Annotated in this window: 14 protein-coding genes; 4 read left to right on the top strand and 10 right to left on the bottom strand. The window is 53.6% G+C overall.

Translation table 11 applies throughout. From position 1 onward, the window contains the following. Positions 1–5: 5 nt before the first annotated feature. Genes AC1DF0_RS01945 through AC1DF0_RS01925 form a run of 5 tightly spaced genes read right to left on the bottom strand, consistent with a single transcriptional unit; the run spans position 6 to position 4,105 of the window. Positions 6–791 carry an ABC transporter permease gene (locus tag AC1DF0_RS01945; RefSeq protein ID WP_337100177.1) on the bottom strand — a complete coding sequence of 262 codons (786 nt, stop codon included), beginning with the start codon at positions 789–791 and terminating at the stop codon, positions 6–8. A gap of 27 nt (positions 792–818) precedes the next feature. Further along, positions 819–1,607: an ABC transporter ATP-binding protein gene (locus tag AC1DF0_RS01940; RefSeq protein WP_442048716.1), complete on the bottom strand. Its 789-nt coding sequence runs from the start codon at positions 1,605–1,607 to the stop codon at positions 819–821. A 4-nt stretch (positions 1,608–1,611) separates the two neighbouring features. After that, on the bottom strand, positions 1,612–2,655 hold the full coding sequence (locus AC1DF0_RS01935) for an ABC transporter substrate-binding protein (protein WP_442048715.1): 1,044 nt from the start codon (positions 2,653–2,655) through the stop codon (positions 1,612–1,614). Between the two features lie 30 nt (positions 2,656–2,685). Further along, positions 2,686–3,618, bottom strand: a complete 933-nt coding sequence (locus AC1DF0_RS01930) for a formylglycine-generating enzyme family protein (protein WP_442048714.1) — start codon at positions 3,616–3,618, stop codon at positions 2,686–2,688. Next, the gene (locus AC1DF0_RS01925; RefSeq protein WP_442048713.1) at positions 3,611–4,105 is read right to left on the bottom strand and encodes a MarR family transcriptional regulator; all 495 of its coding nucleotides are present in this window, start codon (positions 4,103–4,105) and stop codon (positions 3,611–3,613) included. Before AC1DF0_RS01925 ends, AC1DF0_RS01930 begins: the two co-directional genes overlap by 8 nt. Positions 4,106–4,373: 268 nt before the next feature. On the opposite strand from AC1DF0_RS01925, the gene AC1DF0_RS01920 reads away from it, so the two are divergent. Beyond that, positions 4,374–5,294, top strand: a complete 921-nt coding sequence (locus AC1DF0_RS01920; RefSeq protein ID WP_477572898.1) for a DUF72 domain-containing protein — start codon at positions 4,374–4,376, stop codon at positions 5,292–5,294. Positions 5,295–5,511: 217 nt separating this feature from the next. Here the strand turns inward: AC1DF0_RS01920 and AC1DF0_RS01915 are convergent, their stop codons facing one another. Continuing rightward, positions 5,512–6,381 (bottom strand): AraC family transcriptional regulator, encoded by an 870-nt coding sequence (locus tag AC1DF0_RS01915; RefSeq protein ID WP_477572897.1) that lies wholly within the window; start codon positions 6,379–6,381, stop codon positions 5,512–5,514. Positions 6,382–6,537: 156 nt separating this feature from the next. On the opposite strand from AC1DF0_RS01915, the gene AC1DF0_RS01910 reads away from it, so the two are divergent. The 3 genes from AC1DF0_RS01910 (at position 6,538) to AC1DF0_RS01900 (ending at position 12,972) form a co-directional block, all read left to right on the top strand. Beyond that, positions 6,538–8,871, top strand: coding sequence for a glycoside hydrolase family 95 protein (locus AC1DF0_RS01910; RefSeq protein WP_477572896.1), 2,334 nt, complete (start codon positions 6,538–6,540; stop codon positions 8,869–8,871). Between the two features lie 170 nt (positions 8,872–9,041). Beyond that, positions 9,042–12,101, top strand: a complete 3,060-nt coding sequence (locus tag AC1DF0_RS01905; RefSeq protein WP_477572895.1) for a CBM35 domain-containing protein — start codon at positions 9,042–9,044, stop codon at positions 12,099–12,101. 382 nt (positions 12,102–12,483) lie between these two features. Beyond that, the gene (locus tag AC1DF0_RS01900) at positions 12,484–12,972 is read left to right on the top strand and encodes a hypothetical protein (RefSeq protein ID WP_442048708.1); all 489 of its coding nucleotides are present in this window, start codon (positions 12,484–12,486) and stop codon (positions 12,970–12,972) included. Positions 12,973–13,059: 87 nt separating this feature from the next. Here the strand turns inward: AC1DF0_RS01900 and AC1DF0_RS01895 are convergent, their stop codons facing one another. From AC1DF0_RS01895 to AC1DF0_RS01880, 4 genes are read right to left on the bottom strand one after another with little or no spacing between them, the layout of a single operon-like run. Next, positions 13,060–13,827: an ABC transporter permease gene (locus AC1DF0_RS01895; RefSeq protein ID WP_477572894.1), complete on the bottom strand. Its 768-nt coding sequence runs from the start codon at positions 13,825–13,827 to the stop codon at positions 13,060–13,062. Continuing rightward, positions 13,828–14,589 carry an ABC transporter ATP-binding protein gene (locus tag AC1DF0_RS01890; RefSeq protein ID WP_442048706.1) on the bottom strand — a complete coding sequence of 254 codons (762 nt, stop codon included), beginning with the start codon at positions 14,587–14,589 and terminating at the stop codon, positions 13,828–13,830. Between the two features lie 12 nt (positions 14,590–14,601). Next, the gene (locus AC1DF0_RS01885) at positions 14,602–15,471 is read right to left on the bottom strand and encodes a pentapeptide repeat-containing protein (protein WP_442048705.1); all 870 of its coding nucleotides are present in this window, start codon (positions 15,469–15,471) and stop codon (positions 14,602–14,604) included. A 14-nt stretch (positions 15,472–15,485) separates the two neighbouring features. Beyond that, the gene (locus AC1DF0_RS01880; RefSeq protein ID WP_442048704.1) at positions 15,486–15,815 is read right to left on the bottom strand and encodes a PadR family transcriptional regulator; all 330 of its coding nucleotides are present in this window, start codon (positions 15,813–15,815) and stop codon (positions 15,486–15,488) included. Positions 15,816–16,096 lie beyond the last annotated feature (281 nt).

Below are 16,096 nucleotides of genomic sequence, written 5' to 3'. Positions count from 1 at the left end.
ATGGATTAGAATTGGCGAACGCGGGAGCCGCCCGTATTCACGATGCCGTAGCGGCCGAGAAGTTTCCGGCCGGTCAAGCCGAGCAAACGGTCGGTCAGGAAGCCCATTAGGCCAAGGATGATCAAGCCGACGAAGATCCAGTCGGTCTTGAAGTACAGGCGCGAATTCCAGATAAGGAAGCCGACGCCTTCGTTCGCCGCAACCATTTCGGCGCCAATAATAGCCATGTAGGAAGTGCTCATCGCGAGGCGGACGCCCGTGAAGATATAAGGGATAGTTGCTGGAATGACGACATGGAACATGATCTGCGTCTCCGATGCGCCCATGCTTCGGGCGGAGCGGATTTTATCCTCTTCAATCGCCATCACGCCGGTCAAGGTGTTCAGGATAACGGTAAATATCGTGCCGTACATGATCAGAATGATTTTGGACTGCTCGCCGATGCCGAACCAAAGCATGAACAGCGTAATGAACGCGAGCGGCGGTATGAATCGGATGAAGTTCAAGATCGGTTCGGTAACGGCGCGAATGCCTCGAATTCGTCCCATCAGCAAGCCGATCGGAATCGCGATCAGACTGCCGAGCAGCCATCCAACGAGCACGCGGTAGAAGCTGTAGGCGATATAAGTGAACAGCGAGCCGTCTTGTGAAAGCTCGACGGCCGCCTTCAGCGTACGATACGGCCCGGGTAAAAAATCAGGATTGGAGGCCATCGCCGCCAGCTGCCAAATAAGCAGCGCTCCGAGCCATGGCAGAATGCCCAGCTTCAGCAGTTGTTTGAATATTGTCATCTTCATGCAGCTCCTTGGGGAAGAACGTTATTCGTCAAAATGATTTTGAATCGTGCCGAGCAGCTCCAGCACCTTCGGGTCGGACAGATCTCTCGGGTATTCAAGCGGGATATCGTGCAGGTCGGTAATCTGGGAGGAAGGACCGACGGACATGACGCCGACTCGCTGGCCGAGCAGAATCGCCTCCTGAATGTCGTGCGTGACGAAAATAACCGTCTTGTTCGTCTGTCTCCAGATGCGGATTAATTCCTTCTGCATCGTGCGCCGCGTCATCGCATCGAGAGCGCCGAACGGTTCGTCCATGAGCAGGATCGCGGGATCATTCGCCAGCACCCTTGCGAGCTGCACGCGCTGCTTCATGCCGCCGGAGAGCTCCTTCGGGAATTTGTCGGCATGGCCGCCGAGTCCGACGAGCTCGATATACCGGCTCGAGATTTCATGGCGTTCAGCCTTCTTGATCTTTTTCATTTTCAGGCCGAACTCGACGTTCTCGCGCACCGTAAGCCAAGGGAAAAGCGAGGCGTCGGCTTGCTGGAACACCATCGCCCGCTCGCTGCCGGGGCGTTGGATTTCCTTGCCGCCCAGCGCGATCTTTCCTTCCGTCTTGCCGATGAAGCCGGCAATCAGATTAAGCAGCGTCGACTTGCCGCAGCCGCTCGGGCCGAGCAGAATGAAGAACTCGCCGCCCTTGATCGTCAGATTGATGTCTTTGATAATATAATGCGGCTCCTTGTTGGCGACGGGAGCATGGAACGATTTGCGCAGGTTCTCGATATGAATCGCTTCTGACTGTCTTAATGGCTGCACGGTGATCATCCTCTCACGGTTTGTAGGTAACGGAGTCAGGGAATGCTTGCTTAAGCGGCTCCAGGGACAACTTTGTTTTTAGGTCGAAATCCTGCTGTAGGATGCCTTTGTCTTTGATGAACTGCTTCATTTCCTCCAAATGGGCGAAATCCTCCTGCGTAAATCCGATCGTATAGGTGAGCTGCTCCAAATCTTTCAAGACGCCTTCCTTAGGCAGCTTTAGCTCCTTAAATGCGAGCTCGGCCGTTTCTTCTTTGTGGCCTTCAACGTAACCAATAGCTTCGGATACCGCTTTTAAAATGTTTTCGACCGCTTCCGGATGCTCCTCGATAAATTTGGTTTGAAGAACGAAGTAGGACGAGATGTTCGCTTCGGCTGAAGAGAGGTCTGCGATCTTCTTGGCACCGTCGAGCGCAAGGAACTTGTCGATGAAGATGCTTGCTGCCCATACGGCGTCGATCTGTCCTTTCTGTACCCCGATAAGCGCTTCGTCCGGCGTGCTGTACGGAACGAACTTGATATCATCGGGATTGATCCCTTCGTTTTCTAGAAATTTGTACCAAATGTACTCGTATACCGTACCTTTGGCCACGCCGAGCTTCTTGCCGACCAAGTCCTTCGGCTCGTTAATATCGTCGCCCTTGGCGATTAGCACGGTAGCTGCAGCTTGATTCTCGGTCTCGCGGGTCAGCGTGCTTACGACCTTGAAGTCGCCTTTGCTGAGCGAGTTGAGGAGGGCGTAATCGGCGGCCGTTCCCGTGTCCGATCGTTCTACGAGCATGGCGTTGATTGTATCGATGCCGTAAGCGAAGTTGGCTATTTCGGCGTCGATGCCGTATTTGTCGAAGAGGCCTTGCTCCTCGGCAACCCGGAATTGCAGCGAGCCGCCTGCCGCCGTGTCAAGCGCGAAGCGCACTTTGACCGGTTTGCCGTCCGCGGCATCGCCGCTTGCCGAATTGGCATTATTGCCGCAAGCTGCTGCTAAGAGCGTTATGGAAGCCAATAGGATGGCTGCGGCCGTTTGTTTCCATTTGAATCGGTTAAATGGTTTCATCATCGATCACTCCGTTTATTTGTTATATAAAAATTAGCTATCCCGCACGCAGCGGAAGCCCATATGCCCCGTCGAGCTGTCAGGCGTATTAGACGTTCTCGCCGCGACTCTGTACCGGTTGCAATACGATTCGTGGCAGAGATAGGAACCACCGCGAACCGCTTTCTGCTGCTTGCCTGCATCGAACCAATTCGAGCACCATTCCCAGACGTTGCCCGACATATTGTAGAGGCCGTAACCGTTCGGCATGTAGGAGCTGGCAGGTGCAGTGCTCCCATAACCATCCTCGGCCGTATTGTTGACCGGGAATTGCCCCTGCCAAATGTTGCAGCGATGTTCGCCTCCAGGGGTAAGCTCGTCGCCCCATGGGTACCGCTTCTGCTCCAGCCCGCCGCGGGCGGCGTATTCCCATTCTTCTTCGGTGGGAAGGCGTTTGCCAGCCCATTCGCAATAGGCAGCCGCGTCATTCCAAGAAAGATGAACGGCGGGATGGTCTTGCCGCGATTCGATATCCGAATCGGGTCCCTCCGGATGGCGCCAATCGGCCCCGTCGACCTTCCACCACCAAGTCGCTCCTGGCACGGCCGCGTCTACCTTCGCTGCCGTTGTCTTCGATACGAATAGATGGAAGACGAACGACCAGCCGTATTGCTCTGCTTCCGTGACATACCCTGTGGTGTCCGTGAACGCCGCGTATTGCTCGTTCGTTACTGTCATTGCATCGATGTAGAACGGTTTAACCGTCACTTCGCGGACAGGTCCTTCGGCATCGGCGGGAAAACCTTCCTTGCTGTCCGTTCCCATCAGGAAGCTGCCGCCTGCCAAATAAATCATCGATTGCGACGTTTCAGGCTTGCGGGCAGGTGAGGCAATCGTCGCTGCGGCGGATACGGACAGTTTCTTGGGCAAGGGGGTGACAACGTCCCGCTTAGCCGAGCAACAAGATGGCTGAAGCTGCTCACTCATGGACGGTCTCTTCCTTAAAAATTTCATTGAATTCCTTCATGAGCACATCGGAATAGCCATGCAGCTGCCCGACGACCCTTTTGCAAAAATCGAGCATCAGTAGTTTCTCGTCTTCCGAGAAGGTTTGGAACAAGATGCCTCTCGAGTCTGATTTGCTGCCATGCAATCGCTCAATGAACTGTATTCCTCGATCGGTTAACTGCAGCATCATAACGCGACGATCGCTGTCGGGCCGGGTTCGGAAGACGTATCCGCCGTCTACGAGCTTGTCGCATAGCGCGGTCGTCGCTCCCGGCGAGAAGTCGAGCGCTTCGGATAGTGCCCCCGCCTTTTGCGGTCCTTCCATGTACAGCTTCGATAGTACGACAAGCTGAGGCGGCGATATTTCGTCGTTAATGAGTACCTTATCGCGCTCGACAACGAATTTTCGGATCATTTTGCGGAATGTCTCGTCCAGTTCTATGTCCAACGGTAGCTTAGCGGTCATTGTCCCTCCTCCAGAAAAGCCCAACAAAAAAGGCTTCCGAACGCATCGGGTATAGGAAGCAGCGCTTTGTGCGCAAGCAAGCCTCATACCGATATCTGTTCGGAAGCCATTGGTGGTCCAGTAGGCGTTCCTGTTTCCAAATTTATTTTGATGTAAAAATAAAATATCATAATAATTCCTACCTGTAAAGTGGGGAATTAGAAATTTGATTGCGTCCTTATTTCCATTTATAGTAAAGGGAAAAGAAAAAACGGTTGAGGTGAAGGGAATGCCGATTGAAATCGGACTGGCCGGCTGGGGCGATCAGGATCGGCTGTACAAGTCCGGCACGAGAGTCAATGAGAAGCTGGGCGTGTATGCGAAGCATTTTTCGGTCGTCGAGGTGGATAGTACCTTCTACGCGATTCAGCCTAGGGAGCGGTTCGCCAAGTGGGTGACCGATACTCCGGAGACGCTTCGCTTCGTGGTGAAGGCGTATCAAGGGATGACGGGGCATCTGCGCGGAGCGGGTGCGGCAGCAGCCGTCGCCAAGAACGGGGCGCTGCAGGACGGCATGTTCGGCGCGTTCCGCCATATGCTGGAGCCGGCGATTGAGGCTGGGCGATTAAGGGCAGCGCTGTTCCAGTATCCGCCGTGGTTCGATTGCACGCGCGAGAACGTACAGCTGCTTCGTGAAGCGAAGCGTCGGATGGAGGGCATTCCTTGCGCGCTTGAGTTCCGCCATCAAAGCTGGTTCGCGCCGGAGATGCGTGCTAAGACGATTGAATTCATGCAGAAGGAGCAATGGATTCACAGCGTTTGCGATGAGCCGCAGGTGCATCCGGGCTCGGTGCCGACCGTCCTTGAGACGACGGATGAAGAAGTGACGATTGTGCGGATGCACGGGCGCAACGCGTCCGGCTGGAAGCAGAGCAACGCGCCGAATTGGCGGGACGTGAGATATTTGTATTGCTATAACGAGGCCGAGCTTACGGAGTGGGCGGAGCGACTTCTTCTGTTAGAGCAGGGCAGCCGTCACGTTAGCGTTATCTTCAACAACAATTCCGGCGGGGATGCCGCCGACAACGCCAAGCAGCTCATGGCGATGCTGGGCCAGCGCCGTCCCGACGGCGGCGATCCGCTCGAACCGAAGGAGCGGGAGTTGCCTGCTCTAGAGCAATTAGATTTATTCGACTTGAATAATTCGTGATGGCGGAAGCCGTAGTGTCTTTTTGGGCAACTAATCGGACGTTGTATGCGTAATGAGGCCGAATAGTGTTCTTTCAGGCAACTAAATCGGCTTAAAATAGCATTGTGCGAAAAAAGCTTTGAATAGCTTCCCGAAATGGAGCTATTCAAAGCTTTTTTGTCATGGTCAGACAAATAGTTGCCCAAAAGGACGCTAATCGCGCCACGACAGCTATTGGCTACCGATCCGCTCCCGACTGAAGTCTGTAAGCGCGCGGGCTGATGCCGTGGAAGGCGCCGAACTGGCGAGTGAACGGATGGATAGATGTGTAACCGAGCTTGTCCGCGATGTCGGTTACGGAGAGGCTTGTCTCGATGAGCAGATGAGCCGCCCTCTTCATGAGCAGGCGATGCCGGTAGACGCTTGGTGAGTAGCCGGTCTCGCGTTGGAACAGAGCGTGGAAATACGAGCGCTTCAGTCCGCACATGGCCGCCCATGCATCAACCGATGAGCGTTCTTCAGGATGCGCGTCCAGATGGGCGAGCAGCTTGACGATCCGGTAATCGCTCGGCTGACGGGTATGAACGGCGTTATACCAGCTGAGCATCCAGGCGTATAGCAAACTGTTCGCCAGTTCGGCGCGGTAGTAACGTGTCTCTTCGAATAGCTTGGCAAGCGTGACGAACGAATCGAATAGCCATGGGAACGGCTGCAGCGAGAAACGGCTTGGCAGCATGGCAAGCTCGGGGCAATCCTCCTCGGTGGAGACGGTCTCGAACGAGAACGGCTCGGGCGCATGAATGAAATGCCGGTTAAGCGAGACGGGGCTCGCCGCGTCCGTTGTCCACATATCGCAATACAAATTATAAGAAGAGAGCGGCTGTCCTGCTTTTACATGAAAGGCATGGGGCTCTCCGGGCCGCAAAAAAATAAGCGTTTTACGCTCGATCGGGTACAGCTTGCCGTTCACTTCCATCTCGCCGGGGCCGTCTTCGAAGAGATGAAAGGCGTAAACGCTGCATACGCGCAGCTTCTCGTTCCAGCTCCCGTCATACAGATAGCGCATGGAATCCCCGAGAAAAGGCTTCAATTCGTTCAATGTCTTCATCAAACTTCTCCTTATGATAGCGGATTATTCGTCAACTTATAGGATGTGGGGTCAAATACGCAATCGCTCTTCAATGGTACAATAATGGCGAATTTTGTGATAGTGGCTGATTCATGGAAAAGGACGATCAATCAAATAAGTGAGGGGATACGAGATATGAAATTACGATACAACGGACCGGCAACAGGCTGGTCGCAAGGGCTGCCGCTTGGCAATGGACAACTAGGAGCTGTTTTGCACGGCGGAATTGGCAGCGAAACGTGGAATATGACGGAGATCACGTTCTGGTCGGGCAAAAGCGAGCGTTTCGGCGGAACGCCGGACGCCAAAGAGAAGCTGTCTCAGATGCGGGAAGCTTTCTTTCGCGGCGATTATGCCGAAGGAGACAAGCTGGCCAAGGAGACGCTGCAGCCGAAGAAAGGAAACTTCGGAACGAACTTGTCGCTTTGCGACGTCCTCCTTGCTTATGGGAATGAGGGCGAAGACTTGGTACGCGAGCTGGATCTCGATACGGCGGTAGCAGCCGTTACGTATCGTGATCAGGATGCGAAGCCGATGAGGCGCGAATATATCGCTTCCCATGCCGATGGCCTCGTAGCTGCCCGTATCGCGGGCGAACGGAACGGAAGCGTATCCTTTACCTTGCGATTGCAGGGACGGTCGGATACGTTCACGGTGTGGAGCGGCGAAGACGGAGAGAGTATCGGCTTTCGGTCCCAAGCGACGGAAAATATTCATAGCGACGGAACATGCGGCGTATTGGCTCAAGGGTTGGTGAGAGTTGTCATCGAAGGCGGAAGGCTGCACAGCGAAGACGGGCAATTGACGGTGGAGGGAGCCGATGCGGCAGTCATTTATTTTGCGGTTGCAACGGATTATGGACGAGAAGGCGATGAAGACTGGCTCAAGGAGAGTGAGGAGAAGGTCGATGCCGCGATACATTTAGGCTTCGATAAGCTGAAGGAGAGACATATTGCCGACTATCAGGCGCTATACGGACGCGTGAGCTTGGAGCTTGGCGGATCGAAAGAGGCAGCCGAGCTGCATACCGACGAGCGGGTTCACCGACTGCGGAACGGACAGACGGACGACCTGGCGCTTATTGCACTGTTTTATCAATACGGGCGTTACTTGACGATCGCTGGATCACGCGAAGATTCGCGGCTGCCGCTTAATCTTCAAGGCATTTGGAACGACGGGGAAGCGAATCGGATGGCCTGGAGCTGCGACTATCACCTCGACGTAAATACGCAGATGAACTATTATCCGACAGAAATAAGCAACCTGGCCGAATGCCATGTTCCGTTGATGAATTATATCGAACGCCTGTCGGTGGCGGGACGGGCAGCGGCAGAAGATTTCTATGGCGCCGAGGGCTGGGTCGCGCATGTGTTCTCGAATGCATGGGGCTTCGCGTCTCCAGGCTGGGAAACGTCGTGGGGGCTTAACGTAACCGGCGGCCTCTGGATTGCAATGCATATGAAAGAGCATTACGAATACGGGCAGGATCGAAATTTTCTCGCTCGGCAGGCTTATCCGGTCATGAAGCAGGCGGCTCTATTCTTCCTCGACTATATGATCGTGCATCCCGAGTATGGCTGGCTCGTTACCGGGCCTTCGAATTCGCCGGAGAACAGCTTCTACCCGGGCGCGCAGGAGAACGGAGCGCAGCAGCTGTCGATGGGCAGCACAATGGATCAAATGCTGGTGCATGACCTGTTCGTCTTCTGTCTGGAATCAGCAGAGCTTCTGCAAGTCGATGCTGAGCTTCGTACGCAGCTGCGGGAAGCAATCCGCCTGCTGCCGCCTCTTATGATCGGCAAGCGGGGACAACTGCAGGAATGGCTGGAAGACTACGAGGAAGCGCAACCGGAGCATCGTCACTTATCTCATCTGTACGGCTTGTATCCGGGAAGCCAGATCGATCCGCTTCAGACGCCGGAGCTTGCTGACGCTACTCGCAACACGCTGATCGGGCGTATGCAGCAAGGCGAGCTGGAGGATATCGAGTTCACGGCAGCTTTGTTCGCGTCGGGCTTCTCGCGTCTGCATGACGGCGATCGCGCCGCGAGTCATGTCCGCCATCTGATCGGCGAGCTGTGCTTCGACAATCTGCTCTCGTACTCCAAGCCGGGCGTGGCCGGGGCGGAGACGAACATCTTCGTCATCGACGGCAACTTCGGCGGTACGGCCGCAATCGCCGATATGCTGCTGCAAAGCCATACGGGCGAGGTTCATCTGCTGCCGGCGCTTCCTCAAGACTGGGCTATCGGCTCCTATCGCGGTCTTCGCGCGAAGGGCGGTATAGAGGTGAATGCGGCTTGGGAGAACGGCAGGCTAACGGAGGCTGCCCTTACGGCAAACCAAGCATGCGAGGTGAGCGTAAGATACGGCGGCCAAGTCGTTAAGCTGACGCTTGAAGCTGGAATAAGACGCAGAGTGGATGGCGGACTTAACGTCGTAATGGATATGGCAGCAAAGATCGACTAAATGGATGGTGCGCTGAATCTGGGGGCATATGAAGCATTGCCCCCAAATACGGCGGTTTGAGCTATTGATCGTTAAATATTGGGATTGTTCGGGCCTGTCCGCTGTTTTACATTGGAAGTGCGATTGAAAGCGCTTTACCAATTGACGCGGCGAATAGGAGGAAATGATGAATGGTTAAGAACGATAGGGTGCGTTTCGCGCGAGGCTGGCTCGTACTACTCGCGGCTGTATTGCTTATGCAGACCGTGTATTTGTCTCCGTGGAAGAGTGCCGATTCGAACGTTGAAGCTGCTGCTCCGATTGCCGAGGAAACGCAAGACTTGTCGGCTGCGCTGGCTACTGACGGTTACTCGTTCGAAGCAGAGGCGGAAGGCAATGTGCTGTCAGGGAGAGCGGAGCGCAAAACATGCGCGGAAGCTACCGGATGTTCGGGCGCCGGGGTCGTTGGAGGGCTATGGGACAGCTCGTCGGTAACGATGAACGGCATTACGGTGGAGGAAGCAGGTATCTATACGATGACGGTGCATTACATCTCGGGCGATCCGAGGTCGTTCGCCGTCAGCGTGAACGGCGGTGCAGGCGATCATTACGATCTTCCGCGCACGGCGGATTGGGAGACGCTTGGCACGTATGCGATCGAGATTGAGCTTCAGGCGGGCAGCAATACGATTCGTTTCGATGACGAGGGCGGTTACTCGCCGGATATCGATCGAATCGTACTCAGCGAATCCGGCACGGGCGAGCCTGGTGGACCGGCCACCGGTTACGAAGCGGAAGCTGCCGTGAACGTGCGGACGGGCAACGCCGCAGTATCCGGCTGTCAACCTGCTACCGGCTGTTCGGGAGGCCTTAAGGTAGGCAATCTATGGGGCGGATCGACGTTGCAGTTCCGAGATATAGCCGCAGAGGAAGCCGGCATCTATACGCTCAGCGTCTCGTACGTATCGGGCGATCCTCGTCCGGTGTCCATCAAGGTGAACGAAGGACAGTCCGAGAACTATGCGCTGCCGAAGACGGCGGATTGGGACACGCTTGGCGTATTTACCGTCGAAGTGGAGCTGCAGGCCGGCATGAATACGATCACGTTCGATGACGACGGCGGCTGGTCGCCGGACATCGACAAGATCGAGCTCGCGAAGACGGGCGGTTCGGGAGAGGATCCAGGACCGATCGACGATATCGGACTCATCGGTGCTGTTATCGGTTCGGCAAAGCATGGATCGATTAAAGTGAGCGCGCATGAGAAAGGAGCCGTGTTCTCGACCAAGTCGTACAGCATTACGTACAATACGGAATCGGGCTTATCCGCTTATGCATGGGGAGGCAAGACGCTCGTTAAGGGCGCTTATGCAACCGCGCAATTGAATGAACAACTGCTCGACAGCCGCAAGTACGGCGAGCATCGCTTCAAGCTTAGCGAGGTCGCGAAGATTAAGGATGGACACGGCAAAGGCGTTCGCATCACGGTAGAGAACCGCAGCGAAGGACTGCCGACGATGAAGCAGACGTATCAGCTGTACGAGGATCAGCCTTATTTCCTCGTATCGCAGCAGATTGTCAGCGGTACGACGGTAAGCGCTAGCGATATAGCGCCAATCGTTGTTAACGCGAAGGGCGGCGTGGACATCGGCAGCTATGGCGACAACCGCGTACTCATCACGCCTTTCGACAACGATATGTGGTCCCGTTACCAAGCGCGGACGATCAATACGCCGTTGAATAACAACAATTACGTAAGCTCGGAGATGACGGCGATCTATGACAACGTCAGCCGCGGCGGTCTAGTGATCGGCTCTGTGACGCATGATACGTGGAAGACCGGCATTTACTGGAGCGGGTCGAATGATCGTTTGAACAAGCTGAAGGTATACGGCGGATTTACTTCGCAGACTTCTACCCACGACACGCTGCCGCATGGCCAAGTGTCGGGTAAGACGATAACGTCGCCGCAGATCGCGGTCGGTTATTACAAAGATTATCGCAGCGGACTGACGAGCTATGGGCAGGCGAATGCTGCAGTAGCGCCACCGCTGAAGTTCGACCGCGGCGTTCCATCGGGCGTACCTGTCGGCTGGAATAGCTGGGGCGCGTATGAGAGCTCGCTGAGCTACGATAAGGTCGTCAGCGTATCGAACTTCTTCAAGGCCAATCTGCAGAAGTCGTTCTCGAACAAAGGAACAGTCTATATTAACATGGATTCGTATTGGGACAACTTGACCGAGCAACAGCTGCGCGACGCGGTTAAGGTGATCCGCAAGAACGGTCAGAAGGCCGGCATCTATTATGGGCCGTTCGTTTATTGGGGCGACAATATGGCGCAGCCGGTCGAAGGAACGGACGGCAAGTATACGTATGGCGACATCATCCTCCGGGATGCGAACGGCAATCCGCTGCCGAAGGTTGACGGCGCTTATGCCATCGATCCGACGCATCCGGGCTCGAAGCTGCGCGTCGAATATATTTTCAAAAAGTTCATCGATTACGGCTTCGAATACATTAAGATCGACTTCCTGAGCCATGGCTCGTTCGAAGGGCAGCATTACGATCCGAAGGCGCAGACCGGTATTCAAGCGTACAATCAAGGCATGGCGCACATCAACAAAGTGCTCGGAGGCCGCATGTTCATCAGCGCGTCAATCGCGCCTCTGTTCCCAAGCCAATACGCTCATGCGAGACGCATATCCTGCGACATCGACGGCTCGCTTGGCCGCACCGAATATCAGTTGAACAACCTGACGTACGGCTGGTGGCAGAACGATACGATCTACCGCTACACCGATCCGGATTATATGACGCTTGTGAAAGGCGGTTCGTATAACGCCGCGCAGACGAGAGTAAACGCCGCGGCGATCTCGGGAACGGTCTTCATGAGCTCGGACGACGTTAATGATCCGAACGCGCAGCAGCTTATGAATTCGCTGCTTACGAACAAGCGCGTGATCGACATTGCGACAATAGGCAAGGCATTCCAGCCGGTCGAAGGCAATACGGGTTCGGCAGCAGCCGACGTATTCGTCATGAAGGATAAAGACGAATTCTATATCGCAGTCTTCAACTACACGAACGAAGCGGCAGTGAAGTCCATTGATCTGACGCGCGCGCTCGGCGTAAAGTTGGCGGCGAAGCTGCAGTTGACGGATGCGTGGACAGGAGCGAAACTGGAAGCGAAGGGAACACTTGAAGTCAGCCTAGAAGGCGCGCAATCGAAGTTGTACAAAGTATCGAGATGAGATCCGTGGTTAGAATGGGTCAACCAGTTAATACTGGTTGGCCTATTTTAGTATGCGAAACCTGGTTACGGACTTAGGCGACACTATTAGGCTTAAAATGCTTTTGTGACAAATTTAACGGACCGAGGAGACCTTTACCGCGCCATACTAGTCTTCAGAATGCCAAAAACATACGTATAAACACTCTGGAGTCCGTAACGGAACAAACAAGAGGTATATTTCACTGCTAAGGTCCATACAGTCCGTAAGATCGGACAATTCCAATGGTTGAATAAGCCGGATTAAGTCTGATGCTGAGTAAAGGGGAGTGTAAGATAGAGTGTTCGAAAGCGAAGGATCGGCATAAGCTACATAAATGTTAAAAAGGAGGCGAATTTACCCTATGAGATATACAGTAAGGTATATACCTCTCAACACAATAAAAGAAGGCGGCATCTCGTCCAAGCTTACTCGGCGGATCAAGGAATTGCGTAAAACAGCCCAGGATTGCGTGCACATGCTCATTGTTCGCAAAAGCAAATCAGAAGGCGGGTATATTGTAGTAAGCGGGCACAGTAACCTGGATTACCTCAAAAAGCATACGAAAAAAATGACCGCGGCATGTCTGGTTGATGAAAGCAAGGTATCCTCAAGGCTATTCCCGTTTATGCAACACTTCCGGAAGCAAAAGCTGCTTGATCAAGTTCCCCACATTAAACCTGAACGGTTCGTTGGAAGCAGCTGGTCGATTATAAAAAGATTTCTCAAACAAGATCCTCGTTTCAAAAACTTAACCCGGTCGCAGCAAATCAAAGTTCTCCGATTGGGACTCCAATATAAAAAAACGACAATATCCTCAATGAGAGCCAAAGTTGACGAGTTGCTTAAATAATGTTGGGACTGACAAGGAACCGCTGTAGGCGGTTCCTTTGTCATATTGCATAGAGATGCTGCGATAGTTAGCTATAAACCATATTTATTAAACCCGGTTTTTATACACCCTCATTGCGAAGAAATAAGCTACGAGCAATATGCCGACGCACCACGCAAGAGCGATCCAAATATCATTGCCTACCGGCTGATCCGACAGCAGGGCACGGATGGCTTCCACGATCGAGGTTACCGGCTGGTTCTCGGCAAAGGCGCGAACGACTGACGGCATCGAATCGGTCGGCACGAACGCCGAGCTGATGAATGGCAGGAAGATGATCGGATAGGAAAAGGCGCTTGCGCCCTCCACCGTGTTGGCCGTCAGTCCGGCAATTGCTGCGACCCAAGTTAATGCCAGCGTAAACAGCATGAGGATGCCGGCCACTGCAAGCCACGGCAATATCCCTGCCGGCGAACGAAAGCCCATAATCAACGCTACGAGAATGATGACGACAACCGAGATGGCGTTGGATACCAGAGAGGTCAGCACATGCCCCCACAGTAAGGTGGAACGTGAAATCGGCATGGTGTGAAACCGTTCGAATATGCCTCGCTGCTTATCCAAAAACAAGCGGTAAGCCGTATAGGATATACCGCTAGCAATCGCAATCAGCAGAATGCCGGGCAACAGGTAGTTCACATAGTTATCCGTACCGGTTTGGATTGCGCCGCCGAATACATAGACGAACAGCAGCATCATTGCAATCGGAGTGATGCAGACCGTGACGATGGTGTCCATACTGCGGGTAATATGACGCATGGAACGTCCAAGCATAACGCCCATATCACTGAAAAAATGTTTCTCTATCCGCTCCATTTACTTTCCCTCCTTGTTGCCGATGATCGCGAGGAATATTTCCTCCAAGGTCGGCTGTTTCTCGACATACTCCACCTTTGCGGACGGGAACAACTTTTTAAGATCCGAGAGCGTGCCGTTCGCGATAATTCTTCCCTCGTGCAGAATGGCGATTCGGTCGGCAAGCTGCTCGGCTTCCTCCAAATACTGCGTCGTTAGAAGTACCGTCGTACCGCCGTCGGCGAGCTCCTTGACTACCTTCCAAACCTCGATGCGCGCCTCGGGATCAAGCCCGGTGGTCGGTTCGTCTAGGAAAATGATCTGCGGTTTGCCGACAAGGCTCAAGGCGATGTCGAGCCTGCGGCGCATGCCGCCCGAATAAGTGGAAGCCCTGCGGTCGGCGGCTTCGGTCAAGCCGAAGCGTTGAAGCAAATCGTCTGCAATCTGACGCGGATTGCCCAGGTGTCGCAGCTTGGCAATCATGATCAGATTTTCCCGACCGGTCAGTATCTCGTCTACGGCGGCGAATTGTCCGGTCAGACTGATCGCCTGCTTCACATGGTCGGGCTTTGACGCAACATCGAATCCGCCTACGGTGGCGGTGCCGCCGTCTTGTTTGAGCAGCGTGGAGAGGATTTTGACAACCGTTGTCTTGCCAGCTCCGTTAGAGCCGAGCAGGGCGAAGATGCTGCCCTTTTCCACCTCGAAATCTACGCCCTTCAGCACATGAAGCTGTTTGTAGGACTTTTGCAGTCCAGTCACTTGAATCGACTTCGTTTGCATAGGAACCACTCCTTATTTAATAATCGTAACCTTCGATAAATCGGCTCCCATGCCTTTAAGCCCGGCGTAGGTCAGTTTATCCATCAATGCACCGTCAAAGCAGATCGTTTTGATGGTACGGTAATACTTATTGGTCAACGAAAAATACGCCTGAAAAGATACATTCTTGAGTGTAGCGCCTCTAAACGAGACGTCGTTTACTGCCGACTTGTCAAATTTAACGCCAGTAAAGGTCTGACCGTCAAAACACAGCCCGCTAAGGTCGGATTTTTCGAAGTCTACGCCGTCAAAGGAACAACCTTCAAAGATCGTTTTTCTAAGGTCGATCATGCTTAGCGTAACGTCGGTCAGTTTGACGCCCGTGAATGTTGTTCCTTCCATTCCCGACTTGCTGAAGTTGGTGCGTACAAGGATCGATTTATTGAAGCTTGCATTCGCAAGGTCAACAACGGATAGGGTGCAGTCCGTCAGATTCGCGCCGTCAAAATTGGCTTCGCGTACGTCGCTGGCCTTGAACGAGCTGCCAGTCAAGTCTGCGCCCGCAAAGTAGGCACCGCGTAACGCGCTAGCGTTAAATTGTCCTTTATGGGCCGTAACGCCGGCAAAATCGCTCTCTGACAGGTCGCTCGCGTTAAAGTTCGTCACGAGCTGCCGCTCCAGCGAGCGGGAGAGGTTAGCGACCTCCAGTACCGTCTGCTCGATATCGCCTATGCTGTCAACGGTCATCTCAAAAGCCGTTTCATCGTCCTTGCCCTCGGCTTTGAGATCGCGGAAGCGCTCCTGTAAATCGGAGTGCAGGTCGGCCTTTAATTCGGTGACGCTTTTAACCCCATCGTATGGTGCGAAAACGCCGTTCAAGTAGCTAGTCAACTTTTCATTCATAACATTCAATCCCCCTATAGTAAGTTTTCGAGCACGCGCTTCGCGTACTCCCAATTGCTTTTGTTGCGGACGTAAGCACCTTTGCCTTTTTCGGTAATCCGAAAATATTTACGCCGGCCGCCCTGTGATTCATCGCCCCAATACCACTCGATATCACCGTCGGCTTCAAGCCGCCGGACGCTCGAGTACATGGTGGCTTCCTTTAATTCATACTCGCCGTCCGAACGTTCCGCAATCAGCTTTACAATCTCGTAGCCGTAGCGGTCAGCTTCGGATAAGAGTCGTAAAATCATCGTATCGGTATGTCCTCGCAGCAAGTCGGATGTTATTTTGTTCTCGCTCATGTAATCAACCTCCATGTCTGTATAATACGGCATACTACCATGACTGTCAAGGTAGTATTTTAAATAAAATACTTTGCTTGAAAAATGGTTGTTTGCCCACAATAGAATTTATAGGTTTTCGAGGTACAGGAATCTGAAATTCTATTTGGCGATAAATCCTACCTCTAAACGCGGTCGATCATCCTGAATAGGCCTCGATAGAGGATTTCTCACCATGAAAAAGCTCCCCTTGCAGCAGTAGGTTCATTGATTTCACCTGTCTACCGTAAGGGGAGCCTATG

This window comes from Paenibacillus sp. 05T425, assembly GCF_056396205.1.
Note: the sequence above shows the minus strand (reverse complement) of the source record. Positions and strands in the feature narration are given on the sequence as shown.

Coding starts and splice junctions, on each gene's coding strand:
- AC1DF0_RS01885 (WP_442048705.1), bottom strand. CDS start 15,471: ATGAATGAAAAGTTGACTAGCTACTTGAACGGCGTTTTCGCACCATAC.
- AC1DF0_RS01925 (WP_442048713.1), bottom strand. CDS start 4,105: ATGACCGCTAAGCTACCGTTGGACATAGAACTGGACGAGACATTCCGC.
- AC1DF0_RS01940 (WP_442048716.1), bottom strand. CDS start 1,607: ATGATCACCGTGCAGCCATTAAGACAGTCAGAAGCGATTCATATCGAG.
- AC1DF0_RS01935 (WP_442048715.1), bottom strand. CDS start 2,655: ATGATGAAACCATTTAACCGATTCAAATGGAAACAAACGGCCGCAGCC.
- AC1DF0_RS01890 (WP_442048706.1), bottom strand. CDS start 14,589: ATGCAAACGAAGTCGATTCAAGTGACTGGACTGCAAAAGTCCTACAAA.
- AC1DF0_RS01945 (WP_337100177.1), bottom strand. CDS start 791: ATGACAATATTCAAACAACTGCTGAAGCTGGGCATTCTGCCATGGCTC.
- AC1DF0_RS01920 (WP_477572898.1), top strand. CDS start 4,374: ATGCCGATTGAAATCGGACTGGCCGGCTGGGGCGATCAGGATCGGCTG.
- AC1DF0_RS01930 (WP_442048714.1), bottom strand. CDS start 3,618: ATGAGTGAGCAGCTTCAGCCATCTTGTTGCTCGGCTAAGCGGGACGTT.
- AC1DF0_RS01880 (WP_442048704.1), bottom strand. CDS start 15,815: ATGAGCGAGAACAAAATAACATCCGACTTGCTGCGAGGACATACCGAT.
- AC1DF0_RS01900 (WP_442048708.1), top strand. CDS start 12,484: ATGAGATATACAGTAAGGTATATACCTCTCAACACAATAAAAGAAGGC.
- AC1DF0_RS01905 (WP_477572895.1), top strand. CDS start 9,042: ATGGTTAAGAACGATAGGGTGCGTTTCGCGCGAGGCTGGCTCGTACTA.
- AC1DF0_RS01895 (WP_477572894.1), bottom strand. CDS start 13,827: ATGGAGCGGATAGAGAAACATTTTTTCAGTGATATGGGCGTTATGCTT.
- AC1DF0_RS01915 (WP_477572897.1), bottom strand. CDS start 6,381: ATGAAGACATTGAACGAATTGAAGCCTTTTCTCGGGGATTCCATGCGC.
- AC1DF0_RS01910 (WP_477572896.1), top strand. CDS start 6,538: ATGAAATTACGATACAACGGACCGGCAACAGGCTGGTCGCAAGGGCTG.